Here is a 23,548-nt window from a genome sequence, read left to right on the forward strand (position 1 = left end):
CTCCGGCACGGGCGACACCGGCGACACCGGCGGCACGACGTCAGGGAAAGTAGAACTGGAGGTTCCCGTCGTCGGTCTCCGTGGTGATGTCGTAGCCCAGCAGGGTCTGCACGAGACGGGAGTCGTTCCACTGGTGGGCCGAACCGTCGCCCAGCACCACCATCCCCGCATTGGCGCCGTGGCAGACGTCCCGCCGCCATCTGGCGGTGCGCGCCGCGGTTTCCGGTGAGGACAGGATGAAGCAATTGATGTTGTTGGGCAGTCCCGTGAAGTCGAACCCGCTCATGCCCCGGTCCGTGGCCAGGATGACGCGGGGTCGTTTGTCGTCCGCCTCGTTGCAGAGGGCGTAGCTGATGTTGGTCAGCGCGATGCTCGCAAAGTTCGTGGCCCGCACGCGGCGCACGTCGTTTGGACAGAGCAGAATCCGGGTGGACGCGAGCTCGTTCGAAACCAGGGAGAACTGGAAGTTCACGCGGGCGTTGCCGGTGCCGTTTGGCCTTCCGCCGCCCCGCTCCTGGTCCAGTCTCCAGGGGTACTTTCCCTCATTGTTGTCGGCCCAAAGCTGCATCCCCAGCCCGATCTGCTTCAGGTTGTTCATGCAGGTGACGCGCTGCGCCCTGCTCTTGGCCCTGCCGAGCGCCGGCAGGAGCATTCCAGCAAGGATCGCGATGATCGCGATCACGACCAGCAACTCGATGAGCGTGAAGGCGTGGACGCCGGGCCGCCGGCCCTCATGGGGTGAGCGAGGACGAGACACGGTGGAACTTTTGAGGGTCGGCCGGTGCATTCGTGCTGGCGATGGAGGCCTCCAAGGCGATGGTGCTTTCCCCGGCATTGTAGGGGCCCTCCACGTTCGCTGCACTGTGAATCGTGTAGAAGAGTCCCCGGACAGCGTTGAAGCGCAGCTCCACATTGCCGTCGCTCAGCGGGCGGGCGGCAAGGCGGATCTCGGAGTCCGCAACGGTGCCGTCAAAGAATTTGCTGGCAAGCGCCCACGCGCTCTGTCCGGCCTGCGCCCCGACGCGGCGGCCGGGGAGGTCGTCGGCTGGAGGATGGATGCCGCCCCAGATGCGGGAGAGGCCCACCTGATCCGCGGCGTCGTAGTAGGAGGCCCATTGCAGGGTGACGGGCTGGGTCGGGCCGACCTCGTTCACCAACTCGGGCAGCGTGTAGACGCCGAGGCCGTTCGGAAACCACTTGGAGCCCGTGATCGCCGTCATCACTTCCGCTGCGGCCCGGCTGAAGGTGCTGTGACCCGAGATGTAGCCCGGGAAGCCTGGAGTGACGAACGTCTTCTTCTGGTAGGTCATCCAGTCCTCGGCGTGCACCCAACGCACCCCGCTGGTCTGTTCGTCGGGGAACTCGGGCTGCCCCGGCCAGGAAAGGACGGCAATTTTTCCGGGAGTGAGTCCGGCATGGCGCCCTGAATTCACCGTGGATTCGGTGACCAGCTCGATCAGGTCCGGGACCAATGGCAGGCCATTGGTATGAAAGGAGGGCAGCGTGGGATCGCTGGACTGCCCGTGGCCACCGCAGAACCGGATGGCGCTGATGGGCCGCCAGCCGTTGTAGTGGCGCTTGACGCTCCATGCCGCACAGCCTGCGTCGAACACGGCGGCGTTCAGGGCAAAGTAGAGTTTGACATCCCACTCCAGCCGGTCCACTTCGGGCCCGGTACCGCCGATGCGAAGCGAGGTCAAATCGTCGGATACGTGATTGGCGATCGAGTTCCAGTGGCCGGGCGGCGTTTCGGACGACGGACCGTCCGCCCAGAACTCCGTGAGGGCACGGGTGAAGTCACCTCGAAGCACATTGTTGGGCACATAGGGCTGGCCCGTCACCGGGTTGGAGGTGTAGCCGTGACCGTCGTTCGCCCCGAGCGAATTGTTGCCGATGCTCGCCGGCGAGATGTCCACGATGACGCCGTCCTCGGTGGTGAGCTCGCTGCTGGCGCGGATCACCGCGACGAGATTCTCCAGGAACTCCGCGTGGGTATCCGTGCCCAGGAACGGCGGCGGGCCGGGATCAATCCACGGCCTGTCCCCGTCGGTCCGGCTGAGCGAGAAGGAGCGGACCCAGAGCCATTGAGCCCCCAGAAAGCCCTGGAGCGGATTCTGCGGAAAGCCATTCTGATCAATGGAGCCGGCGACGATGAGGCGCTGCCACACGTTGACGTCCACAACCGTGTTGTTGTTTCCGTCATTAATGCCGGGAAGGAACGGATTCATCTGCGGGTTCACGAAGTCATAGCGGCGCGGGTGGCCGACGGGATAGTCGGGATACGCCACGGGCGGGTTGGCGGCGGGAAAGGGGGTTCCCGCCGTCTGCCGCGAACCGTCCTCAAGGAAGTAGGCCGAGACGGCGTCGTAGATGGAATTGCCGACACCGGCGGGCGTGCTGGTGTCGCGCGAAAGGTTCTCGGGGTCGTAGCCGAGGGCCGTCATGAAGGCTGGATTCGCCGTTGCCTGGTTCGTGGCGGTGCGCGAGAAGGCGTGGCGCTCCAGCATCATCCGGTACGTCGCATAGCTGATCGCCTCGCGCCGCGCGGCCGCCACGTCGGTCGCGGTGTGCTTCCCGCGATAGACGAAGCCCACGGCGTTGGCGTCGTACGCGGCCCACGCGTCATACATGCAAACGGAGAAACTGAAGAGGTTGCGGGCCTGGCCCGGAGGATGCGGGGTGTCCATCCGGATCCCCTCCAGCGCGCGTTCGTTCCAGTTGCGCGCGATGGAGTAGTCCGGGTTGGGGACGTACCAGACGATGCCCTGCGCGCCGCAGCTGAACGCGGCGGCGAGCATGACCCACGCGACGGAGAGATGCGTCCAACGCGCTTTCGATCGAGACTGGGAATTGAGGGTGGTTTTGTTCATGGCTCAGACAGGTTTTTTGTTCCTCCGGCGGTCCCGGACCGTCGCGCTCCCTGGCCGGGTGCGGTGCGGGGAGCGAGGCGCGGGTGGGAGTTCACCAGGGCGCCGCGCGAGATTCTGCGAAATCGAGACCGCATGGGATGTGCGGTGATCGTGTCCACGGCCGTGGGGATTGGTGAGGTCGAGGGTCCGGCCGCTGTCCCGGCGGGGTGAAATGAGGGTTTTTCGGGGCCGGACGATGGCGGAATCCGGTGATCCTGCTCTGCCCTGACCCCGAAACGCCTCCGCCAGCGCCTCGAAAAGCTCCGGACCACCGGTGATTCCGACGGCGAACGTGCGTTTCTCGACCGGATCTGCGCCACGATGTGGGACATCAGCGGCCACCTCCACCGCCTCAGGCAGCGGTTCACCCGGTGGTTCAACCGGGGGAAGGGACGCCGGAGGGTGCCGTGGGAAGATCGTTTCAAGAGCGTGCTGGTGGAGGGGGTTGGAGATCCGCCGGCCACCATGGCGGCGTCCTTTGACCTCAATCCGGTACGGGCCCCTCTGGTGAAGGATCCCAAGGACTACCGCTGATGCAGTTACGGGGCGGCGGCTGCCGAGGAAGCCACGGCCCGGGAAGCCATCGCTGAGGTCATTGCGATGGTTCGGCGGCGGCCGGAAGGTCGTCCTACAGGTCCAACCGCCTCAGTACTTCGTCCACGCTCAGATGGTGATGGCTGGCGATTTCGCTCAGAATGGAGCGCGGGGTTCCGGGCTTGAGCGGGTCGTGGGCCGGAAGGGTCAGATGGTGCTCGCCACCGGCTTGAGTCGTCAGCCGCCGGTGAGAGCCGGACTGCCGGGTGAACTGATGCACGAACGTCCGGCGCAACGCCATTTCCAGCTCACCTAAGGCGAGGTCGCGTGGCTGTTTTATGCCAGAGCCAGCACTTCATCGTATCCACGGTGAAGTCGAATGACCGGCGGCGCCTTGCCTTCATCGAAGTGGCAGCGAACGGCATCCCGGACGTTGATCCGGAGGGCCTCCCAAGTGTCCGCTTGGGTGACGATGGAATGGCCCAGGGCCCGCGCCACAAAGCCGCCTTCCGACTCGTCCTCGCGGACCTCGAAGATTACTTCGTTCACGGCGGGAGGGAATCACCTGACCCGCCCATGGGGAAGCCGTGACTCCCTTCGGGGCCACCAGCAAGGTGGCGGCGCTGCCCCATCCAGGGGAACACCAATGGACATGAGTCAACAGAGCCAACAGGGACAGGACATCCAGCAGTAGATCTGGGGATGGCGGCGGTCCGCTGCGACCGGTGATCCTGGTCCCACGCGCCGGCGCCGGCGCGGGGCCCCCGCCTCGTTCCCCTTCGCCCATGACCACTGCATGTTGCGGGTGGTGAAGGGACTTTGGCGCGACAGCCCTCCGGGCGGCGGCTTTTTTGGAGGTGGCTGGCGGTGGCTCGACCGTTTCTGCCCGCTGCGGGGATGCGCCGGCCTTGCCGCGTGGGGACACCACCAAAATCCCGTTGGACGCGCCCCGGGCCTGCGCGCTCAGGACTTGCGCTTGGCACCCGACGGCTTTGGGGTAACCTCCGGTGCTTGGACGTGAATTCCCTCACCGCCCCCTCCCCCACCGGCCGGTCGTCCGGTGCCTCCCGCTCTTCGGCTCCGGCCCGACCCGGCGCCTCCCTCATCCGCCTCAGTGACTCCCTGGAGGACGTCACGGAGACCTTGCTGACCGGCAGATCCCCGGAGCAGCAGAAGTTCCTCATCGCGGACTTCATCGAGGGCCTCCGGGCACGGGGACACGCGATCCCCACGGTCACCTCGACCCCTTATCTCAACACGATCCCCGCAGACCAGGAGCCTCCCTATCCCGGAGACCTGGCGATCGAGCGCCAGATCAAGTCGTACGTGCGGTGGAATGCCATGGCGATGGTGGTTCGCGCCAACTCGGGAGACCTCGGCGTCGGCGGGCACATTTCGACCTATGCGTCCCTGGCGACGCTGTACGAGGTGGGCTACAACCACTTCTTCCGGGGCGGGGACGGGGGCCGCACCCCGGATTTCATCTACTTCCAGGGCCATGCCTCCCCCGGGAACTACGCCCGGTCCTACGTTGAGGGGCGTCTCACGGAGCAGCACCTCCTGAACTTCCGTCAGGAACTCCAGGACCACCCCGGGTTGAGTTCGTATCCGCATCCCTACCTGATGCCGGACTACTGGAAATTTCCGACGGTCTCCATGGGCCTCGGCCCGATCCACTCGCTCTACCAGGCCCGATTCAGCCGTTACCTGCAGCACCGTGGGTTGATCCCCACGGAGAATGAACCGCGCGTCTGGTGCTTCATTGGGGATGGCGAAACGGACGAGCCGGAAACCCTCGGGCAGATCGCCATGGCCGGCCGCGAAGGCCTCGACAACCTCGTCTGGGTGGTCAATTGCAACCTGCAGCGCCTCGATGGACCCGTCCGGGGCAACGGCAAGATCATCCAGGAACTCGAGAGCCTGTTCCGCGGGGCCGGCTGGAATGTGATCAAGCTGGTCTGGGGCGGGAACTGGGACGATCTCCTCGCCCGGGATCAGACCGGTCTGCTGGCCCGGCGCATGGAGGAGGTGGTGGACGGGGAGTACCAGAAGTACGTGGTCGAGCCGGGCAGCTACATCCGGAAGCACTTTTTCGGGAAGTACCCGGAACTCCTCCCGCTGGTGCACCACCTCACGGACGACCAGTTGAAGAAGCTGATGCGGGGCGGCCACGACTCCCGGAAGGTGTATGCCGCCTATCACTTCGCGACGACGAAGGCCGGGGGGCGGCCCACGGTGATCCTCGCGAAGACCGTCAAGGGCTACGGGTTGGGCGAGGCCGGAGAGGGGCGCAATCCAAGCCACCAGCAGAAGAAACTCAACGAGCGGGAGCTGCGCGAGTTTCGCAAGCGGTTCAACATCCCTGTGGAGGACGATGTCATTGCGGACATGCCGTTCTTTCGTCCGTCTCCGGACAGCCCCGAGGTGCGCTATCTGCTGGAGCGGCGTCGCGCCCTCGGCGGGCTGATTCCCTCCCGGGATCCACGGGCTCCGTCCCTGACCACGCCCGTTCCCAAGGACTTCCCGCAGATGCTCAAGGGGCTCAAGGGGGCTTCCACGACCAAGGCATTTGTGCTGATGCTCAGCGCCCTCCTCCGGAACCGCGACATCGGGAAGTACGTGGTGCCGATCGTTCCGGACGAGGCCCGGACCTTCGGCATGGACGGCCTGTTCAGCGAGGTGGGGATCTACAGCTCGAAGGGGCAGCTCTACGACCCGGTGGACCGCAGCAATGCCTCGTACTACCGCGAGTCCAAGACCGGCCAATTGATCGAGGAGGGCATCAATGAGGCGGGTTCCATGGCCGACTTCGTCGCTGCGGGCACGGCGTACTGCACCCACGGGGTGCCGATGATTCCCTTCTACATCTACTACTCGATGTTCGGATTCCAGCGGGTCGGGGACCAGATCTGGCTGGCGGGGGACAGCCGGGCGCGCGGCTTCCTGCTCGGGGCCACCTCGGGGCGCACAACGCTCAATGGCGAAGGGTTGCAGCACCAGGACGGCCACAGTCATCTGGTGGCGTCCAGTGTGCCAAACCTGCTGGCCTACGAGCCCGCATTCGCCTACGAGCTCGCCGTCATCCTCTGCGACGGGTTGCGGCGCATGGTGGGCGGGCAGGAGGATGTTTTCTACTACATCAGCCTCCACAATGAGGACCATTCGCATCCCCCGATGCCCGAGGGCGAAGGGGTGGCTGACGGCATCCTGAAGGGATTCCACAAGTGTCGTCCGGGCGCGGAGGGGCTTCCGCACAAGGCGCAACTTCTCGGTTCGGGAGCCATCCTCCAGCAGGCCCTCGCGGCGCAGACCCTTCTGGAGCGGTATGGCGTGAGTGCGGACGTCTGGAGCGTGACCAGTTTCAAGAAGCTCCGTTCCGACGCCCTGGCCGCCACCCGGTGGAACCGGCTTCATCCCACGGAACCTCCGCGCCGCAGCTTTCTGGAGGAGACCGTGGCCCGGGAAACGGGACCCTGGATTGCGGTCAGCGACAACCTGAAGCTGGTGGCGGATCAGATCGCCCCGTGGATTCCGGGAGGCCTGACCACGCTGGGCACCGACGGGTTCGGTCGCAGTGATTCCCGGCCCAGCCTGCGACGGTTTTTCGAGGTGGACGCCGAATGCACGGCCATCGGGGTGCTCCATGCGCTGGCGCAGCGCGGGGCAATTCCCGCAACAACGGTCGCCCAGGCGATCCGGGAGCTGGGCGTGGATCCGGACAAGTCGTCGCCCGAATGCGTTTAAAGTGTGGGGCGCCTATCGCGCGCCCTGCGCGATCCACTGGCGTACCAGCTCGATCTGCTTGGGAGTGAGCTGGTGTTTTTCCGGCTCCGGCAAGTCTTCATCAAGCCCCGAGATGATGGTGATCAGGGCGCTCTTCGCGGCGTCCCCGGGGCGGACGATGGCGCCGTAGTTTTCACCACCTTGGAGCACTGTGGCCAGCGTCACAGCGTTGAAGCCACCCTTGGGATCCGTGCCTCCGTGGCAGGAGCCGCAGTGCTCGCGGAAGACCGGGAGGATGTCGGCGTCAAAGGTCAGTGTGCGCGGAACGTCCACCGGGCCGTCGGGCCACGCCGCCCCCTGGTCAATCCACGCCCGCAGGATCCCGATCTGGTCGGGGGTCAAGGGCTCGGACTGGCCCGGCTTGTCGCTCGGGGGCGGCATGAGCATCTCGTCAATGAGATCGGCCACCATGTGAATCAGCGAACTCTTCTCGCTGCTGCCCGGCACGATCGTCGGGCCGTAATCGGTCTCCTTGAAGGTGGCCTCCCGGGTATCCATCCGGTACTTGCCCTTCTGCTTTTCCGGACCGTGACAGGAGATGCACGACTCCTTGAAGATCGGATAGACGTCGGCAACAAAATCCACGTTGCGGGTCACTGGCGGGGGAATCCGGGAGACATCCACCTTGGAGGCGTCTGCCGCGGTCAGGACCGGAATCATGCACGGGACCCCGGCCAGAAGGAGGAGCGGTAGTCTGTTCATGGCGACGGAGGCAGGCTAACCGGGCGACGAACCCGGGCAAGACTCCATCGTTCGCGGCCCAACCGGGTCCGGGACCGGCCCGTCCGGCACCCTGTGCCGGGAGTTTGAAGGAGTTTGGGGTTGAGCGTTCCGTGGCACGTGACGGAGGCTGCACCGCTGTGGGGCCGCCTTCCGGGGCTCCAAGTGTTGTCAGGAGCATTTCATGCGATCGGTGGAGTCCATCTACTATGTCCTTTCGTGGCTCTGCCACCGTCGGTGCCCGCATTGTTATGAGGAGCGATTCCGGCCGTACCACGGGGACGCGCTCGCGGAGGTCGTTGGCGGGGTGAAGGACCGCTTTTCGCGCATCATCGCGCATTTCCCCGACACGATGCGCTACGAGGACCCGGCGGCTGCGGCACCCGGTGAGCAGGTGCCGGTCCGGACCGGGCGGATCGTCCTCTCGGGAGGCGAGGTCCTGGTGCCCGAGGTGCGCGAGTCCATCCTGTACCCGGCCATTGAGCAGATTGTGGACCGGTATCGCGCCGCCGGGGGCGTGAACGTCGTCGTGCAGACCACGGGGGATTTGCTGACGCCTCCCATTGTGGACGAACTGCTGGCCCGCGGGGTGTGGATGATCTCCGTGTCAGGCCTGGATGATTTCCACGCGGGGATGACGCCTGCGCGGCGGGGGGCGCTGGAGGCGGATCTGACCCGGGTGTTCGAACGTGTGGGCATGACCCGCTCCGGTTCGCGTGGCGGCCGGCACCGGTGGCAGGACGAAACGGGGCCCGTGTTCAGTTTTTTTGGCGCCACCCCGGACAGCTGGATCGGGAAGATCTGGCCCCGGGGACGGGCCTGGGCGAACGACCTGTCGGAGGCGACGCTCTCGGACAATTTCTGCAACGCGTGGTCGGGAGGGTTGAATTTCCTGAACTTGGGGCGCGCCGGCTCGGAGGTCTCGATTGAGCCCGATGGCGCCGTGTACCCGTGCTGCATGAAGACCCGGGTGCCGCTGGGGAACCTCGTCGAGGAGCCCCTGATGGACATTCTGTCCAGCCTCATCGGACATCCGGTGTTTGAGGCCATTACCATGGGGCATCCGGAGCGCATGGGGCTCAGTCAGGGATGGTCGGTGGAGCGGTTCCTTGAGGCTTCACGCACCCAGACCCCCAAGGGTCGTCCGTACCAGAACCTGTGCATCGGCTGCGACCGCTTCCATGAGGAAGTCCTGGGGCCGGTGCTGGCCGCCCTGCGCGACGCGCGTCTCGCCCATCCGCGACCGGGGGCCGAGTCCCAATGATCGCGTCACGCCGGTTTCGGGCGCTGCTCGCCCTGATCGCTGTTGTTGTCGAGAGCGCTGCCGCCCCGGACTGGGCGGACATCCTCAACGAAGCCCGGGGTCAGACCGTCTACTGGAATGCCTGGGGTGGTGACGCGCGGGTCAACCGTCATATCGCCTGGGCGGCGGCGGCGGCGCAGCAAGCGTTTGGCATCGAAGTCCGGCATGTGAAACTGGCGGACACCGCCGATGCGGTGTCCCGCGTGCTCGCCGAAAAGTCGGCGGGCCGGACTTCGGGAGGGTCCGTGGACCTGCTGTGGGTCAATGGGGAAAATTTTGCGGCGATGAAGCAGCACGGGCTGTTGTACGGCCCGTTTGTCCACCTCCTGCCCAACCATCACTGGCTCGACACCAACAACCTGCCGTTGCTTTCGGATTTCACGGTGCCTGCGGATGGCCTGGAGGCCCCGTGGAGCGTTGCACAGCTGGTGCTGCTCTTCGACCGCGACCGGCTGACCACGCCGCCGCGCACGCCGGACGCGCTGCTGGCGTGGGCCCGTGCCCATCCCGGTCGGTTCGCCTACCCGCGACCGCCGGATTTTCTCGGGACGACCTTTCTCAAACAGTTGCTGCTTCAGTTGACCACGAACCACCCGGCACTGGGATCCCCGGCGACGGCCGCGGAATTCCAGCGGTGGACCACCCCCCTGTGGCAGTATCTGGATGCGTTGCATCCGCACGTGTGGCGTCAGGCCCGGGCGTTCCCGGGTGGAGGGCCGGCCCTGGTGCGACTGTTGGCGGACGCCGAGGTGGACCTGACCCTTGCCTTCAGCCCCGAGGCGGCGGCATCCGGGATTCTCAGCGGGCAACTCCCCGGCACGGCGCGGACCACGGGATTCGAGGGCGGATCCATCGGCAACGTGAGTTTCCTCGCAATTCCGTTCAACAGCCGCTCGCGATCCGGAGCCCTGGTGCTCGCGAACTTTCTCCTTTCCCCGGTCGCCCAGGCGCGGAAGCAGGATCCGTCGGAGATGGGAGCGCGCACGGTGCTGGCGGTGGAGCGGCTGGATCCGGCAGACCGGGACCTGTTCGAGCGGCTTCCCAGGCACGAGGCAAGTCCATCGCCCGGCGATCTCGGACCGCTCCTCCCGGAACCGCATCCCTATTGGATGGACCGGCTGGAGCAGGAATGGGAACGGCGCTACGGGGGCCGGTGAAACTGACGCCGTGATCCGGTCAAGGACATCCCTGCCAGCCCGGTGGCTGTCGCTCGCGGTCGCCGCGCTGCTGTTTGTGCCCCTGATGGCCGGACTGGCAGGAACGCTGCTTCCAGCCTTTGGGTATCTTCCCGCGCTTGGGCGCGGCGGATTCAGCCTGGAGCCCTGGCATCGTTTTGCCGCGTTGCCGGGGATCTGGACGTCAGTGGGGCGATCCCTCGCAACGGGCATCGCCACGACTTTGGTCTCCTTGGGGATCGCCGTCGCCCTGTGCGCGGCGTGGCACGGGACCGCGTGGTTTCGCCATTCCCAGCGCCTGCTGGCACCGCTGCTGTCGGTGCCGCATGCCGCGGCGGCTTTTGGAATCTCGTTTCTGCTGGCACCCAGCGGATGGCTGATGCGCTGGATTTCCCCATCCCTGACCGGGTTTGCCCGTCCGCCGGACTGGCTGACGGTCCATGATCCCCATGGCATCAGCCTGACCGTGGGATTGGTCGTCAAGGAGGTGCCGTTCCTGCTCATCATGATGCTTGCGGCCATGGCCCAGTCCGACGCGGACCGCAGCCGGAGGGTGGCCTTGTCCTTCGGGTACGGCCCGATGACGGGCTGGCTGAAGGGGGTGTTCCCGCGCCTCTATCCGCAAATCCGGCTCCCGGTGCTCGCTGTCCTAGCCTACGGGATCTCGGTCGTGGACGTCGCGATGATCCTCGGCCCGACGAATCCCCACCCACTGGCGGTGCGCCTGGTCCGGCTCTTCAATGATCCCGACTTGAGCTGGAGGCTTCCCGCGTCGGCCGGAGCAATGGTCCAGGGAGTGCTGGTGGGCGTCGGGATCGTCATCTGGACGGGCTTGGAACGGTGGGTGCGTGCCGCGGGGAGTCGCTGGGTCGTTTCCGGTCGCCGGCACCCGGAAGACCGGGCGCTGAGGTTCGCGGCCGGCGCGGTTTGGGTGCTGGCGACCGGCCTGTTGATTGCAGGCCTCGCCGCGATGGGACTCTGGGCGTTTGCCGACGGCTGGAGATTTCCAGAGGTCTGGCCGGACCGGCTGACGTGGACCACCTGGGAGCGGCACGCGGACGGTCTGCGGGCTCCCCTGGTCAACACCCTCTCGCTGGCCCTCGGTGCCACCGGGATGGCCATGCTGCTCGCGGTGGGACTGTTGGAGGCCGAGGCGCGATCGGAACGGGGCTCATGGACCCGGTTCGGCGGTCTCCTGTACCTGCCGCTGATCGTTCCCCAGGTGGCCTTCCTGTTTGGAGCCCAGATTCTGCTGCTGTCCGCAGCGATGGATGGGCGGTGGCTGGCGGTGGCATGGATGCACCTCGTCTTCGTCTTTCCCTACGTGTTCCTCACCTTGTCGGGCGCCTACCGGGCCTGGGACCGCCGCTTCGAATCCGTCGGAATGTGTCTGGGGGCTTCCCGGTTCGGGGTGTTCCTCCGGGTCAAGCTGCCGATGCTGTTGCGGGCACTGACGGCGGCGGCGGCGGTCGGCTTTTCGGTGAGCGTCGGGCAGTACCTGCCCACGTTGCTGATCGGGGGCGGCCGTCTGCCCACGATCACCACCGAGGCGGTTGCCTTGGCGGCGGGCGGCGATCTGCGCGTGATCGCCCTTCATGCGCTGGTCCAGATGGCGCTGCCCTTGATGGCCTTCGGACTCGCCGTTCTGATTCCGGGCTGGCAGTTCCGAAACCGCAGGGCGCTGCAGGCCGCCTCGTGACCATGAACACGCCCGGACTCGAGTTGCGGCAGGTGGCCATCCGGTTGCGTGGCCACCCGCTCGTCCCCCCGCTGGACCTCCACGTCCCGCCCGGCGCCATCGTCACGCTGATGGGGGAGAGCGGGGTCGGGAAGTCGAGCCTGCTCGCCTTCCTCTGCGGCACCCTGCCGCCCGGTCTGGAGGGGGCGGGCGAGGTGCGGATTGCCGGGGAGACGGTGTCCGCACTTCCGCCCCAGCACCGGCGACTCGGGATTCTCTTTCAGGAGGACCTGCTGTTTCCGCACCTCAGCGTGGGCGGCAATCTGGCGTTCGCACTCGCGGAACGCATCCGGTCCCGTGCCGATCGCATGGCGAGGATCCGGGACGCCTTGAACGAGGCGGGACTCGCGGGATTTGAGTCCCGGGATCCGGCGTCGCTTTCCGGCGGGCAGCGGGCCCGCGTTGCGATGCTCAGGGTGCTGCTCTCGGAGCCGCGGGCGCTCCTGCTCGACGAGCCCTTCTCCCAGCTGGACGCCGCAACCCGTCAGCGTTTTCGCGAGTTCGTCTTTGGCCAGGTCCGCCGCGCCCGCCTTCCCGCCCTGCTGGTGAGCCACGATGCCCTCGATGCCGCGGCGGCCGGGGGGGCGGTCATCCAACTCGCGCCGCCTGATCCGGCGGTTTCCCCGGTTCCCGAGGGATGAACGCGCCCGCGCTCCGCCTCAAGGTCCGGCCAGGCCCGGGCTCCCTCCGGCCCGAGGATTCCGGGAGATCAAAGCACCCGGGACGTCTGCGAACGGACCGTCATTCGGAAGCGCCCGCGGGATGCATTCAGGACGACCGGCGCGCCGAACGCGGCCGAGAGGCTGGCGCGCGTGAGCGTGGATTTGGTGGGTCCCGCAGCGAGCACCCGGCCGTCCCGCAGCAGCAGGGCGTGGCGAAGTGCGGGCATGATCTCCTCCACATGATGGGTCACGAAGATCAATGCCGGCGCCCCGGGGTCGTGTCCGAGCCGGTTGAGGAATTGCAGGAAGTGCTCACGCGCCACCGGATCGAGCCCGGCACAGGGTTCATCGAGGATGAGCAGTTTCGGCCGCGCCATCAGGGCGCGCGCAATCAACACCCGCTGCCGCTCTCCCTGGCTCAGCACGGCCCACGGACGTCCGGCAAGGGGCCCCGCGTCCACCGATCCGAGGAGTCGCCGGGCGGCCCGTGCCTCGGACGGGCTGGGATCGCCCCAAAGGTCCACGATGGCACGCCGTCCGCCGACCACCGTGTCGAGGGCCGTTTCATGGTCGGGAATGCGCTGCCGGAGCGATGAGCTGACCAGTCCGATGCGGGTGCGCAATTCGCGCCAGTCATAGGCGCCGTAACGGCGTCCGAGCACCCGGATGTCCCCCCCGGTGGGCATGAGATAGCCGGTCAATGCGGCCAGCAGCGACGTCTTTCCCGATCCGTTGGCCCCCAGCACCACCCAGTGCTCCCCGGGACCGATGCGCCACGTGAGCCGGTCAAGGATCGGGATGCCATCGCGGAGGACTGTCAGTTCCGTGACGGAGAGAATGTCTGCGCCGCGGCGCTTCACCGGCGCGAGTAGATGCGGTTGGCCTCGTCGAGGCTTTCCTTCGATCCGATGTCGAACCACACCCCCGGGACGTTCCATGTGAACACCGGCTGGCGCGTGTAAATCCACTGGATGAGCCGGCCGGGCTGGTCGGGGTTGTTGCCTTCGGCGAGGTACTGCCCCACCAGGGGCAGGCAGCTCCTCGGATAGTAGTAGAGGGCGATGCCGATCATGGTGCTCGCCGCCTGCGCCGGCTTTTCCACGAACTCCACCAGCCGTCCGGAGGCGTCGGTGGCCACCACGCCGTACTTGCGGGCCTGCTCCAGCGATCCGATGTCGTAGATTCCGAGGACGGGCTGCTGGATTCGGTGGCAGTATTCGCCGAAGTCCGCGAGCGACTGGCTGAAGAGATTATCGCCGGCGACGACGATGAGGTCATCGTCCAGCCGCTCCCGCTCCAGGACCAAGTTGAGGTCGCCGATGGCGCCCAGCTTGTTGCTGTCGTCGGTGGACCCGTCATTGATGATGGTGAAGTTCAGCGGCGACTTGGTGGCCCGGTAGTCGTCGGCCCATTGCTGGAAGTGGCCGGCGAATTTTGCATTGGTCACCAGGCACACCCGGTCAATGCCCGGGATGGGGGCGAGATTGTCCAGGACGTAGTCCACCATCGGTTTGCCCGCCACGGGGAGCAGTGGTTTGGGCTGGGTGAGGGTGAGCGGATACAGGCGGGTGGCATACCCGGCGGCCAGGATCAGGACGTTCATTCAGAGGATCACAATGGGGTCAGGAGGACGCGAACAGCTCGGGCGCGCAGCTGCGGGCCAAGGCCGAAGAGGCGGCGAGGATTTCGGCGGCGGTGGTGCAGTTCAAGACCGATTCCGCGAGGGCACAGGTTTCGGACCGCTTCAGCCGTCGGAGGAGAAATTTGGCCGCGGGAATGACGGCCGGTGTGGCGCTGAGTTCGTCCACGCCGAGACCGATCAGGAGGGGGATCAGTGCCGGGTCGCCCGCGGCCTCCCCGCAGACCCCGACCCAGCGCCCGTGCGTCCTTGCGGCCTCGACCGTCATCCGGATCAGCCGCACGACCGCCGGGTGGGTCGGCAGGTGCAGGTGCGCCACCCGCGCATTGAGCCGGTCCACCGCCAAGGTGTACTGCGTGAGGTCGTTCGTGCCGAGGCTGAAGAAGTCCACCTCCGGGGCCAGGTCCGCGGCGATCAATGCCGCCCCCGGCACCTCGATCATCATCCCGACCTCCAGCGCATCGTCGAACGCGATGCCGTTCCGGCGCAGGTCGTTCCGGCAATCCTCCAGCAGGGCGCGGGCCGAGCGAAGTTCGTCCCGGCTCGAGATCATCGGGAACATCAGCTTGACGTGGCCGTGGGCGCTGGCCCGGAGGATGGCCCGGAGCTGGGTGCGGAACAGGTCGGGACGGTCCAGGCAGATGCGGATCGCCCGCCATCCAAGGAAGGGGTTCTCCTCCGCATTGCGCTCGCCGCCGGGCAGCTTGTCGCCCCCGAGGTCCAGGGTGCGGATCACCACGGCCGCCGGCGCCAGCCCCTCGGCCACCGCCCGGTAGGCCGCGTACTGTGCCTCCTCGTCCGGAGGAGCGGCGGCATTCAGGAACAGGAACTCCGTGCGGAACAGCCCCACCCCTTCCGCGCCCGACTCGGCGACCGCCGCCAGGTCCGCCGGGGCATCAATGTTGGCTGCCAGCACCAGACGCGCCCCGTCGAGCGTTACCGCGGGTTGTGTCCGCAGCGACTGCAGGCGCACCTCCAGGGCCGCGCGTCGCTCGCGCATCTGGCCATACTGGTACAGGGTCGCGTCGGTGGGATTGACGATGAGCAGGCCCCCGTGGCCGTCGAGCAGCACGTCATCCCCGGTCGCCACCTGGGAAGTGGCGGTGCCCAGGCCGATGACCGCCGGAATCCGCAGTTTGCGCGCCATAATTGCGGTGTGGCCGGTGGCCCCGCCCGCATCGGTCGCGAAGCCCAGCACCTTGCTGCGGTCCAGCATCGCGGTGGCGCTCGGCGACAAATCCGGCGCGACGATGATCGCCGGTTCGCGCAGCCGGCCCAGGTCCAGCTCCGAACCGTTCCCCGACAGGTTTCGCAGCAACCGTTGCGCCACATCCCGGACGTCCGCCGCCCGCTCGCTGAGAAAGGGATCCTCGACCGCCGCCAGGGCGGATGCGAAACGTTCGGCAACGGTCAGGACCACGAACTCGGCGTTCTCGTGGCGGTCGCGGATGCCGGCGGTGATCTCATCCATGAGCGCGGGATCATCGAGCACGAGCAGATGGGCATCGAAGATCGCTGCCTCCCCGGGGCCCAGGACCTGGGCCACCCGGGTCTGGATCTCGCGGATCTGGTGTCGCGTCGCGATCAGGGCGTCGCGCACCCGGGCCAGTTCGCGATCCGCTGCGTCCGGCGCGATGGCGCTCCGGGTCACCTCGACCACGGGCCGTCCGATCCGGAGCACACGTCCATGGACCACCCCGCCCGACGCAGGGATGCCCCGGCAGGTGTGCTCCGCGGTCGGTCGGCTCTCGGACACGCCTCAGGCTGACCCGTGCGGGGCGCTGAAGGAAGCCGCTTTTGGAGCCGGCAGACCGGCGGCGGAAGCCGGCACCCCTCCACCGAGATTCAGGAAATTCTGCAGGAGCTGCCGGCCGTGTTCGGTCAGGATGCTTTCCGGATGAAACTGAACCCCCCAGATCGGGAGATCCCGGTGGCGCAATCCCATGATTTCCCCCTCCTCCGTCCAAGCGGTCACCTCCAGGTCCGCCGGGAGCGTGTCCCGCTCCACAATGAGGGAGTGATAACGCGTCGCCTGGAAGGGGGAGGGCAGATCGCGGAAGAGATCGCGCCCGTCGTGAAGGATCGGTGAAGTCTTTCCGTGCATCATCCGGTCGTTGACCCTTACCGAGCCTCCAAAGGTGTGCGCGATGCACTGATGGCCGAGGCACACACCCAGCAGCGGGGTGCGGATGCCGGCGAAGGCCCGGATCAGGTCGTTGGAAAGGCCGGCCTCACGCGGGGAGCAGGGGCCGGGTGAGATCAGCACCTGTTCCGGCTGCAGGGCGAGAGCCTCCGAAACGCTCAACAAGTCGTTGCGATGCACCTTCATTTCGACCCCCATTTCGCCGAGGTACTGGACGAGGTTGAAGGTGAACGAATCGTAGTTGTCTATGACCAGCAGCATCGGGGGGACCGTACCGTGAAGCCCTCGGTGAGGGAAGGTGTCCGGAGGGTCCCGGCGGCGAAACCCGCCCCGGGCCATTTGTGTTCGCTGAGTTCGTTGCTGGAAATCGGTCCAGCGGCACCGGCAGACTCGTCGGGATGACGCAGGGTCCACCCACGGAATGCGCGCCCCCGGCCGATGCCGGGTCGCCGGGAGCGTATGCTCCCGTAGCGGATGCCTTTGACGAGATGATTGAGGCCTCCGGGGCCATCCGTCCCCACTATCGGGCCATGCTTCGGGAGCTGCAGCGGCTGGGTCCCGCAGAGCTTCGGCGGCGCAGTGACACCGGGCGGCGCATCATCCACGAGCAGGGGGTGACCTACAACGTGTACGGGGATCCGCGCGGCATGGAGCGTCCCTGGGAGCTGGATCCGATTCCCCTGCTGATCGCCCCGGAGGAGTGGCACCGGCTGGAGCGCGCACTGATCCAGCGGGCCACCCTGATTGATCGCATTCTTGCCGACTGTTACGGGCCGCAGGATCTGATTCGCTCGGGGTGGCTGCCTCCGGCCCTGGTTTTCGGTCAGCCCGATTTTCTCCGGCCCGCCCACGCGGCGCGGCCGATCGAGGACACCTACCTGCATTTCTATGCCGCCGATCTGGCCCGATCCCCCGACGGACAGTGGTGGGTGGTTTCCGACCGGACGCAAATTCCCACCGGGACCGGGTACACCCTCGCCAACCGCCTGGTGACCTCCCGCATCCTGCCTGAGGCCTTCCGGGAGGCCCCGGTGCAGCGGCTTGCGGCGTTCTTCCGCGAGGTTCAGTCCGCCCTTTCCCGCCTGGGAACCCGTCGCACCGATGATCCAAGGGTGGTGCTCCTGACGCCGGGTCCCTACAATGAAACCTACTTCGAGCAGGCCTATCTTGCGCGTTATCTGGGCTATGCGCTCGTTGAGGGACAGGACCTGACCGTTCGCGATGACCGTGTCTTCCTGAAGACCCTCAGCGGACTTGAACCGGTGGACGTCCTCCTCCGGCGCGTGGATGACGAATTCTGCGACCCACTGGAGCTGCGCAACGATTCGATCCTGGGCGTACCCGGACTTTTGGAGGCGTTGCGTGCGGGCAATGTGACGGTCGCCAACGCTCTGGGAAGCGGGCTCCTGCAAAGCCCGGCGTTCATGGCGTTTCTGCCGGGGCTCTGCCGGCATCTCCTGTCGGAGGAATTGCGCATGCCCTCCGTGGCCACTTGGTGGTGCGGTCAGAAGGCCGGCGAAACCTACGTGCTGGACCATCTCGAGGAACTGTTCATCAAGCCCGCGTTCCGGTCGCACCTGAAGGGGACGCAGCCGGACCAGCCGATGACGGCGGAGGCGTGGGAGGCGCTGCGGGAACGCATCCGGTTCCAGCCCCACCTCTGGGTGGCCCAGGAACGCGTCAAGCTTTCGCGGGCGCCCTCCTGGACCGGCTCGGTGGTGGCGCCACGTCCGGTGGGACTCCGCGTGTATGTGGTCGCCACGGCCGCGGGCTACCGGGTGATGCCGGGCGGACTCGCGCGTCTGGCGCCCGAGCCGGGCGGGCGGTTCATTTCGATGCAGCGCGGGGGTGCCAGCAAGGACACCTGGGTGCTCAGCGATGCTCCGGTTGAGGAGGTGTCGCTGCTTCATCGGGAGGGCGGCGGGGTGGAATTGCGGCGTGTCGGCAACAACCTGCCGAGCCGGATGGCCGACAATTTCTTCTGGCTGGGCCGGTATTCAGAGCGCGCCGACGCGACGGGGCGTCTGCTGCGCAGCACCCTGCTCCGGTTCAATCCGGAAAGCACCGGAAGCGCGCTGCCCTTGATCACCCCGCTGCTGGACACCCTGGAACGTCAGGGTCAGCTGCCGCAGGCCGCGGCGGAGCCGGCGCGGCGTCAGAATTCCGAGGCCCTCGAGGCCGAGTTGCTGGCGGCCATCTTCAATCCCCAACAACCGGGCAGCCTGCGAGCCATCGCCGACCAGTTGGAACGGCTGGGCATGCTGGTGCGGGACCGGACGTCCAACGACCTGTGGCGGGTGGTCAGCCAGCTCAACGACAAACTCGCCCTGCCGGCCTCCAGCCCCCCGATGCTGGCAGGAGATGCCATCGCCCTGCTGAGCCAGACGCTGCTGCACCTGGCGTCCTTTTACGGCATTGCCCGCGAGAACATGACCCGGGCGCAGGCATGGCGGTTTCTGGACATGGGCCAGCGGATCGAGAGGGCCGCCTTCCTGGGCACCTTTCTGGATGCGGCGCTTCAGTCCCCGGAAGCCGACAACCCCAGCGTGCTGGAGGCGGTGCTGGAGGTGGCCGACAGCACATTGACGTACCGCTCCCGATACAATCTGCTGCCGGAAATGGCGGCCGTTTACGATCTGGTGCTCCTGGATGACACCAACCCGAGGTCGTTGCTGTTCCAGCTCATTCAACTGGAGCAGCATTTTGCCCGGCTGCCCAGGGAGCGTGAAACGGCGCTGCCCAGCCCGGCCCACCGGATTCTGATCGGGATGGCCTCCGCGGTGCGCCTCCTCGATCCAAGGGATCTGAAGCCGGATGCCGGAGCGTGGGACGACACCGATACCGGACGGACCCTCCGGCGGATCCGGGGTGAATTGCCGGAGCTTTCAGATGCCCTGTCCGCGAGTTACTTTGCGCACGCGCCGATTTCCCGCGCCGGTCCCGCCTGATCGCGGTGCCCTCCGCTCCGCCCCGAAATGACCTACCGCATCGTCCACCACACCCGCTACGAGTATTCGTCGCCGGTCTCCGTATCCCACCATGCGGCGATGGTCGAACCGCGTCACACCGGGCACCAGCACCGTGAAGAGTTCTGGCTGGTCATCCGGCCCGAACCCGCCGTGTGCAAGGTGCGGACCGACTACTTCGGCAACCGGGTGTGTCTCTTCAGCATCCAGGAGCGGCATGCCGCGCTGGAGTTGGAGGCGACCAGCGTGGTGACCACTGCGGCGGTGACCCCCTCCGCGCCCGCACTGTCACCGGACTGGGAGGACGTCGTGGAGTTGTTCCGGGACCCGGTGTCCCCGGAAGTGGTCGAACCCTACCAGTACTGTTTCGATTCGCCGCTGATCCGGGCGTCCCGGGAACTTGCCGGGTATTGTCGCGAAAGCTTTCGGCCCGGCACGCCGTTGCTCGTCGCCGTGACCGACCTGAGCCGGCGCATTTTCACGGATTTCAAGTACGATCCGGTCGCAACCACCGTGGCCACGCCGTTGGAGGCGGTCTGGGAAAATCGGCGTGGGGTCTGCCAGGACTTCGCCCACCTTGCGATTGCCTGCCTGCGATCCGTGGGGGTGCCGGCCCGCTACGTCAGCGGATACATCCGCACCCACCCGCCGGAGGGCCGGCCGCGCCGGATCGGTGCCGATGCGTCGCACGCGTGGTTTTCGACCTTTTGTCCGCGCTTTGGCTGGGTGGATTTCGACCCCACCAACAACCTCATGCCCTCCGGGGAGCACGTCACCGTGGCGTGCGGACGCGACTACAGCGACGTCAGTCCGGTCAGCGGAATCCTCACCGGTGGCGGTTCGCACGAGATCCAGGTGTCGGTGGACATGGCCCCGATGGTGGAGGCCGCGGGCGAGGGCCGGGTATGACCGTGCCGTGTCGGGACTCGGGAACAGCGCCGCCGGCCCCATCTCAAGAACGAATGCGTTATCAGGTTCGACATCGGACGCACTACGAATACGCGACCCCCGTCCGTGAGAGCTACAACGAGGTCCGGCTCAAGCCGGTGTCCAACGAGCACCAGACCGTGGACGCCTTCCTGTTGAAGGTGCTGCCGGCGTGTCCGCTGAATCATTACGAGGATTTCTACCGCAACTGGATCCACCACTTCGAGATTCCCCAGCCCCATTCGACCCTGACGATCGAGGCGGCCACCCGGGTCACCACCTGGCGGCATGCCATCGCGCTCGACATGGCTCCGGCGCCCATGGACCGCCTGGAGGAATGCGGGCGCATGGAACGGTGCTTCGATTATCTGCTGCCGACCCGCTATGTGGACCTGGACCCGGCGACCTGGCGGCTGGCACTCGACGTGACCGCCGGGGTCACGGACATCTGGCAGGCGTCCATCGCATTGATGCGGCACGTCTATGGAGGATTCACGTACACGCCGCAGAGCACGACGGTCCACACGCGCATGTCGGAGGTGATGTCGCTTCGCCGCGGCGTTTGTCAGGACTTTGCCCACGTGCTCATCGGGCTGTGCCGCTCCATCAAGATTCCCGCGCTTTATGTCAGCGGCTATCTGGCCACGGAGCGGGCCAGCGCCACGCACGCCTGGGTGGAGGTGTTTGTGCCGGGACACGGATGGCAGCCTCTGGATCCGACCCACGGCGTGGCGGCCGATGAAACCTACATCAAGATTGCCGTGGGGCGCGATTACGCCGACGTGACCCCGGTTCGCGGCCACTACAAGGGCACGCAGGACCGCCGGATGTCGGTCGAGGTGGCGATCACGCCGCTGGATCCGGAGTGACGTTTTCCGGGGCTGCCGGCACGCCGATCGCCTCGAGGATCCTGTCCAGATGGACATGGTGGGCGATGAGGTCGCGGACGAGGCGGATCTTCTCGGTGTCGCCGGGGCGGATCTTCACGATCAGGTCGTGAACGCGGCTGGCCACCGTGTAGCTGTCGAGCGGGGTTAGAAGCACCGGGCAGGGGAATCCCCGGGCCATCCGCAACACCGCTCCCGAGGGGGCGATGTCGTCCGAAAGTGCGATCCCCGCGAGGCGACCGCCATGCTTCAGGTAGTCTCCCGCGGCGCGGATGATGTCGTCCCGGTCCGCCGGGACGATCAGGAGGACTCCCGGGGCCAGCAACGCCTCGGCCCGCGCGGGTCCCATGGCGCCAATGACGACGTTTTCGATGATGTTGTGGATCTGGTCGGACTCGTTGAGGGTGCTGGCGCTGAGTTCCTCGCGGACCAGTTCGAGCGTGGGGCAGGACAGGATGGGCTGATGGGGCACCACCCCAAGGAGCTTGAGGCCCTTGCGGCGAAGGCCCTTTTCGGCGAACTCGCTGATGTAATCCAGTTTGCCGGGCAGCACCTTGTTGAGGATGACCCCGATCACCTCCACACCTTCGCGTTCAAACAGGGCGCAATTCAGGGTGACCTCGTCAATGGGCAACCCGATGCCGCCGCGGGTGACAATGATCACCTTGGCGTTGAGCAACCGGGCCACCGTGGCGTTGCTCAGGTCGAAGACGCTGCCGACACCCGCGTGGCCGGTGCCCTCGCAGAGCACGAATTCCTTCTCCCATGCGACCCGGTCGAACGCCTTGTGGATCCGTTTGACCAGCGTCTCATAATTTGCGGCCTGGAGGTATTTGCGCGTGAAATCGGGCTCGACGGCGATGGGGGACATGTCCACCAGGGGGCAGTTGAGCCGGAACACGCGGTCCATCAACACCGAGTCCTCGTCAATCTTCTCGGCATCAATCTCCACGAACCGTTGACCCACCGGCTTGATGTAGCCCACGCGTCCGAACCGGGCCTGGAGCGCGGCCAGCAAGCCCAGGGAATTGGTGGTCTTTCCGTCGTTCTGCCGGGTCGCGGCGATGAAGACCCGCGGCGTCTTCGTGTTCAGGAGCATCGTCACGCCTCCCCCGGGATGGCCGCACCGGCGCCCGGGTACAGCTGCTGGTAGTCAATGCTCTGGAGCCCGACAATCGCCGCAACCCCGAGGATGTCGTGGGCGCTGCTCCCGCGCGAGACGTCGGCGGCGGGGCGGTCGAGGCCCAGGAGGATTTGCCCGTAGGCGTTGGCCCGCGCGATGTGCTGGATGAGCTTGTGGGCGATGTTGCCGGCGTTGAGGTTGGGAAAGACCAGGACGTTGGCGCGTCCGGCAACCCGGCTTTCCGGGAGCTTGCGGGCCGCGATGTCCGGCATCAGCGCCGCATCCACCTGCATTTCGCCGTCAATATCCGCCTCCAGCCGCATCTCCTTGGCCTTCTGCTGGGCCAGTGCGGTGGCGGCGCGCACCTTCAGGACGTCGGGATGTGCCGCGCTGCCGCCGGTCGAATAGCTGAGGAACGCCACGCGCGGCCGCGTGCCCACGATCTGCCGCGCCAGCCGCGCGATGTTGAGTCCGATCTCGGCCAGCTGCTCCACCGTGGGGTCCGGGAGGACACCACAGTCGCCCATGAACAGGACGCCCTTGTCTCCGAACCGCGTGTCCTCCACCTCCATCACCATGCAGGACGATGCGGTGTTCGTCTTCGGGGCCACCTTGATGATCTGGAACAGCGGCCGGAGCACGCTTCCGGAGATTTCGTTGGTTCCCGAGACGATGCCGTCCGCCTGGCGCATCGCGACCATCATGGCCCCGAAGAAGTTCGGCTTGATCATCGCCTCGCGGGCCTCCGCCTCGGCGATGCCCTTGCCGCGGCGCAGCATCACGAAGCGGCGGATGAAGTTGTCGAGGTCGGGGCTGGCCTCCGGTTCGATGATGCGGATCCCTTCGAGGACCACGTTCAGCTCCTCGGCCGCCTGTTTCACCAGGGTGCGGTCCCCGAGCAGGATCGGCACCCCGAGCCGGAGCGAATAAAACTGGCGGGCTGCCTGCAGCACACGCGGTTCCGTGCCCTCGGGAAACACGATGCGTTTGGGATGCCGCTGCAACTTCTCATAAACCCCGCCGATGAACCGCATGGGCG

General features: G+C 66.6%; 20 protein-coding genes. 9 read left to right on the plus strand and 11 right to left on the minus strand.

From position 1 onward, the window contains the following. Window positions 1-40: 40 nt before the first annotated feature. The gene (locus KF791_15055; GenBank protein ID MBX3733893.1) at window positions 41-787 is read right to left on the minus strand and encodes a type II secretion system protein; all 747 of its coding nucleotides are present in this window, start codon (window positions 785-787) and stop codon (window positions 41-43) included. Next, window positions 732-2,870, minus strand: coding sequence for a vanadium-dependent haloperoxidase (locus KF791_15060; protein MBX3733894.1), 2,139 nt, complete (start codon window positions 2,868-2,870; stop codon window positions 732-734). The genes KF791_15055 and KF791_15060 overlap by 56 nt, the downstream gene beginning before the upstream one ends. Window positions 2,871-3,230: 360 nt before the next feature. On the opposite strand from KF791_15060, the gene KF791_15065 reads away from it, so the two are divergent. Continuing rightward, window positions 3,231-3,443: a hypothetical protein gene (locus tag KF791_15065; GenBank protein MBX3733895.1), complete on the plus strand. Its 213-nt coding sequence runs from the start codon at window positions 3,231-3,233 to the stop codon at window positions 3,441-3,443. 94 nt (window positions 3,444-3,537) lie between these two features. Here the strand turns inward: KF791_15065 and KF791_15070 are convergent, their stop codons facing one another. Next, window positions 3,538-3,783 (minus strand): type II toxin-antitoxin system HicA family toxin, encoded by a 246-nt coding sequence (locus KF791_15070; GenBank protein MBX3733896.1) that lies wholly within the window; start codon window positions 3,781-3,783, stop codon window positions 3,538-3,540. Next, window positions 3,780-3,992, minus strand: coding sequence for a 2-oxoisovalerate dehydrogenase (locus tag KF791_15075; GenBank protein MBX3733897.1), 213 nt, complete (start codon window positions 3,990-3,992; stop codon window positions 3,780-3,782). Before KF791_15075 ends, KF791_15070 begins: the two co-directional genes overlap by 4 nt. A gap of 348 nt (window positions 3,993-4,340) precedes the next feature. Here KF791_15075 and aceE point away from each other — a divergent pair, with 348 nt between their 5' ends. Next, the gene (aceE, locus tag KF791_15080; GenBank protein MBX3733898.1) at window positions 4,341-7,187 is read left to right on the plus strand and encodes a pyruvate dehydrogenase (acetyl-transferring), homodimeric type; all 2,847 of its coding nucleotides are present in this window, start codon (window positions 4,341-4,343) and stop codon (window positions 7,185-7,187) included. A gap of 12 nt (window positions 7,188-7,199) precedes the next feature. Here aceE and KF791_15085 read toward each other — a convergent pair whose 3' ends face one another. Then, window positions 7,200-7,928 carry a hypothetical protein gene (locus KF791_15085; GenBank protein MBX3733899.1) on the minus strand — a complete coding sequence of 243 codons (729 nt, stop codon included), beginning with the start codon at window positions 7,926-7,928 and terminating at the stop codon, window positions 7,200-7,202. 202 nt (window positions 7,929-8,130) lie between these two features. On the opposite strand from KF791_15085, the gene KF791_15090 reads away from it, so the two are divergent. From KF791_15090 to KF791_15105, 4 genes are all read left to right on the plus strand, one after another. Then, window positions 8,131-9,210, plus strand: coding sequence for an SPASM domain-containing protein (locus KF791_15090; GenBank protein MBX3733900.1), 1,080 nt, complete (start codon window positions 8,131-8,133; stop codon window positions 9,208-9,210). Next, entirely contained in the window at window positions 9,207-10,406 is a 1,200-nt protein-coding gene (locus KF791_15095) for an ABC transporter substrate-binding protein (GenBank protein MBX3733901.1), read from the plus strand. The genes KF791_15090 and KF791_15095 overlap by 4 nt, the downstream gene beginning before the upstream one ends. Window positions 10,407-10,491: 85 nt before the next feature. Continuing rightward, on the plus strand, window positions 10,492-12,123 hold the full coding sequence (locus KF791_15100; protein MBX3733902.1) for an ABC transporter permease subunit: 1,632 nt from the start codon (window positions 10,492-10,494) through the stop codon (window positions 12,121-12,123). Between the two features lie 2 nt (window positions 12,124-12,125). Further along, window positions 12,126-12,803 carry an ATP-binding cassette domain-containing protein gene (locus KF791_15105; GenBank protein ID MBX3733903.1) on the plus strand — a complete coding sequence of 226 codons (678 nt, stop codon included), beginning with the start codon at window positions 12,126-12,128 and terminating at the stop codon, window positions 12,801-12,803. A 68-nt stretch (window positions 12,804-12,871) separates the two neighbouring features. Here the strand turns inward: KF791_15105 and KF791_15110 are convergent, their stop codons facing one another. Genes KF791_15110 through KF791_15125 form a run of 4 tightly spaced genes read right to left on the minus strand, consistent with a single transcriptional unit; the run spans window position 12,872 to window position 16,867 of the window. Further along, complete coding sequence (locus tag KF791_15110) at window positions 12,872-13,762, minus strand: ABC transporter ATP-binding protein (GenBank protein ID MBX3733904.1); 891 nt, start codon at window positions 13,760-13,762, stop codon at window positions 12,872-12,874. Continuing rightward, window positions 13,681-14,427: a nucleotidyltransferase family protein gene (locus tag KF791_15115; GenBank protein MBX3733905.1), complete on the minus strand. Its 747-nt coding sequence runs from the start codon at window positions 14,425-14,427 to the stop codon at window positions 13,681-13,683. Before KF791_15115 ends, KF791_15110 begins: the two co-directional genes overlap by 82 nt. 19 nt (window positions 14,428-14,446) lie before the next feature. Continuing rightward, window positions 14,447-16,219 (minus strand): phosphoenolpyruvate--protein phosphotransferase, encoded by a 1,773-nt coding sequence (gene ptsP, locus KF791_15120; GenBank protein ID MBX3733906.1) that lies wholly within the window; start codon window positions 16,217-16,219, stop codon window positions 14,447-14,449. A gap of 3 nt (window positions 16,220-16,222) precedes the next feature. Further along, the gene (locus KF791_15125) at window positions 16,223-16,867 is read right to left on the minus strand and encodes an aminodeoxychorismate/anthranilate synthase component II (protein MBX3733907.1); all 645 of its coding nucleotides are present in this window, start codon (window positions 16,865-16,867) and stop codon (window positions 16,223-16,225) included. A gap of 227 nt (window positions 16,868-17,094) precedes the next feature. Between KF791_15125 and KF791_15130 the strand changes: the two genes are divergently transcribed. Genes KF791_15130 through KF791_15140 form a run of 3 tightly spaced genes read left to right on the plus strand, consistent with a single transcriptional unit; the run spans window position 17,095 to window position 21,368 of the window. Beyond that, window positions 17,095-19,554 (plus strand): circularly permuted type 2 ATP-grasp protein, encoded by a 2,460-nt coding sequence (locus KF791_15130; protein ID MBX3733908.1) that lies wholly within the window; start codon window positions 17,095-17,097, stop codon window positions 19,552-19,554. A gap of 27 nt (window positions 19,555-19,581) precedes the next feature. Next, on the plus strand, window positions 19,582-20,481 hold the full coding sequence (locus tag KF791_15135; protein MBX3733909.1) for a transglutaminase family protein: 900 nt from the start codon (window positions 19,582-19,584) through the stop codon (window positions 20,479-20,481). A 53-nt stretch (window positions 20,482-20,534) separates the two neighbouring features. Then, complete coding sequence (locus tag KF791_15140) at window positions 20,535-21,368, plus strand: transglutaminase family protein (protein MBX3733910.1); 834 nt, start codon at window positions 20,535-20,537, stop codon at window positions 21,366-21,368. Here the strand turns inward: KF791_15140 and KF791_15145 are convergent. Then, window positions 21,346-22,479: an AAA family ATPase gene (locus KF791_15145; protein MBX3733911.1), complete on the minus strand. Its 1,134-nt coding sequence runs from the start codon at window positions 22,477-22,479 to the stop codon at window positions 21,346-21,348. The two genes, KF791_15140 and KF791_15145, sit on opposite strands and share 23 nt — an antisense overlap. A gap of 8 nt (window positions 22,480-22,487) precedes the next feature. Further along, window positions 22,488-23,543, minus strand: coding sequence for a phosphotransacetylase (locus KF791_15150; GenBank protein MBX3733912.1), 1,056 nt, complete (start codon window positions 23,541-23,543; stop codon window positions 22,488-22,490). Window positions 23,544-23,548: the final 5 nt, after the last annotated feature.

The sequence above is a fragment of the Verrucomicrobiia bacterium genome, assembly GCA_019634635.1.
GTDB lineage: Bacteria > Verrucomicrobiota > Verrucomicrobiia > Limisphaerales > UBA9464 > UBA9464.

Coding starts and splice junctions, on each gene's coding strand:
- KF791_15085 (MBX3733899.1), bottom strand. CDS start 7,928: ATGAACAGACTACCGCTCCTCCTTCTGGCCGGGGTCCCGTGCATGATT.
- aceE (MBX3733898.1), top strand. CDS start 4,341: ATGCGCCGGCCTTGCCGCGTGGGGACACCACCAAAATCCCGTTGGACG.
- KF791_15055 (MBX3733893.1), bottom strand. CDS start 787: ATGCACCGGCCGACCCTCAAAAGTTCCACCGTGTCTCGTCCTCGCTCA.
- KF791_15150 (MBX3733912.1), bottom strand. CDS start 23,543: ATGCGGTTCATCGGCGGGGTTTATGAGAAGTTGCAGCGGCATCCCAAA.
- KF791_15125 (MBX3733907.1), bottom strand. CDS start 16,867: ATGCTGCTGGTCATAGACAACTACGATTCGTTCACCTTCAACCTCGTC.
- KF791_15105 (MBX3733903.1), top strand. CDS start 12,126: ATGAACACGCCCGGACTCGAGTTGCGGCAGGTGGCCATCCGGTTGCGT.
- KF791_15065 (MBX3733895.1), top strand. CDS start 3,231: ATGTGGGACATCAGCGGCCACCTCCACCGCCTCAGGCAGCGGTTCACC.
- KF791_15100 (MBX3733902.1), top strand. CDS start 10,492: ATGGCCGGACTGGCAGGAACGCTGCTTCCAGCCTTTGGGTATCTTCCC.
- KF791_15095 (MBX3733901.1), top strand. CDS start 9,207: ATGATCGCGTCACGCCGGTTTCGGGCGCTGCTCGCCCTGATCGCTGTT.
- KF791_15140 (MBX3733910.1), top strand. CDS start 20,535: ATGCGTTATCAGGTTCGACATCGGACGCACTACGAATACGCGACCCCC.
- KF791_15060 (MBX3733894.1), bottom strand. CDS start 2,870: ATGAACAAAACCACCCTCAATTCCCAGTCTCGATCGAAAGCGCGTTGG.
- KF791_15090 (MBX3733900.1), top strand. CDS start 8,131: ATGCGATCGGTGGAGTCCATCTACTATGTCCTTTCGTGGCTCTGCCAC.
- KF791_15135 (MBX3733909.1), top strand. CDS start 19,582: ATGACCTACCGCATCGTCCACCACACCCGCTACGAGTATTCGTCGCCG.
- KF791_15110 (MBX3733904.1), bottom strand. CDS start 13,762: ATGGAACGTCCCGGGGGTGTGGTTCGACATCGGATCGAAGGAAAGCCT.
- KF791_15115 (MBX3733905.1), bottom strand. CDS start 14,427: ATGAACGTCCTGATCCTGGCCGCCGGGTATGCCACCCGCCTGTATCCG.
- KF791_15130 (MBX3733908.1), top strand. CDS start 17,095: ATGATTGAGGCCTCCGGGGCCATCCGTCCCCACTATCGGGCCATGCTT.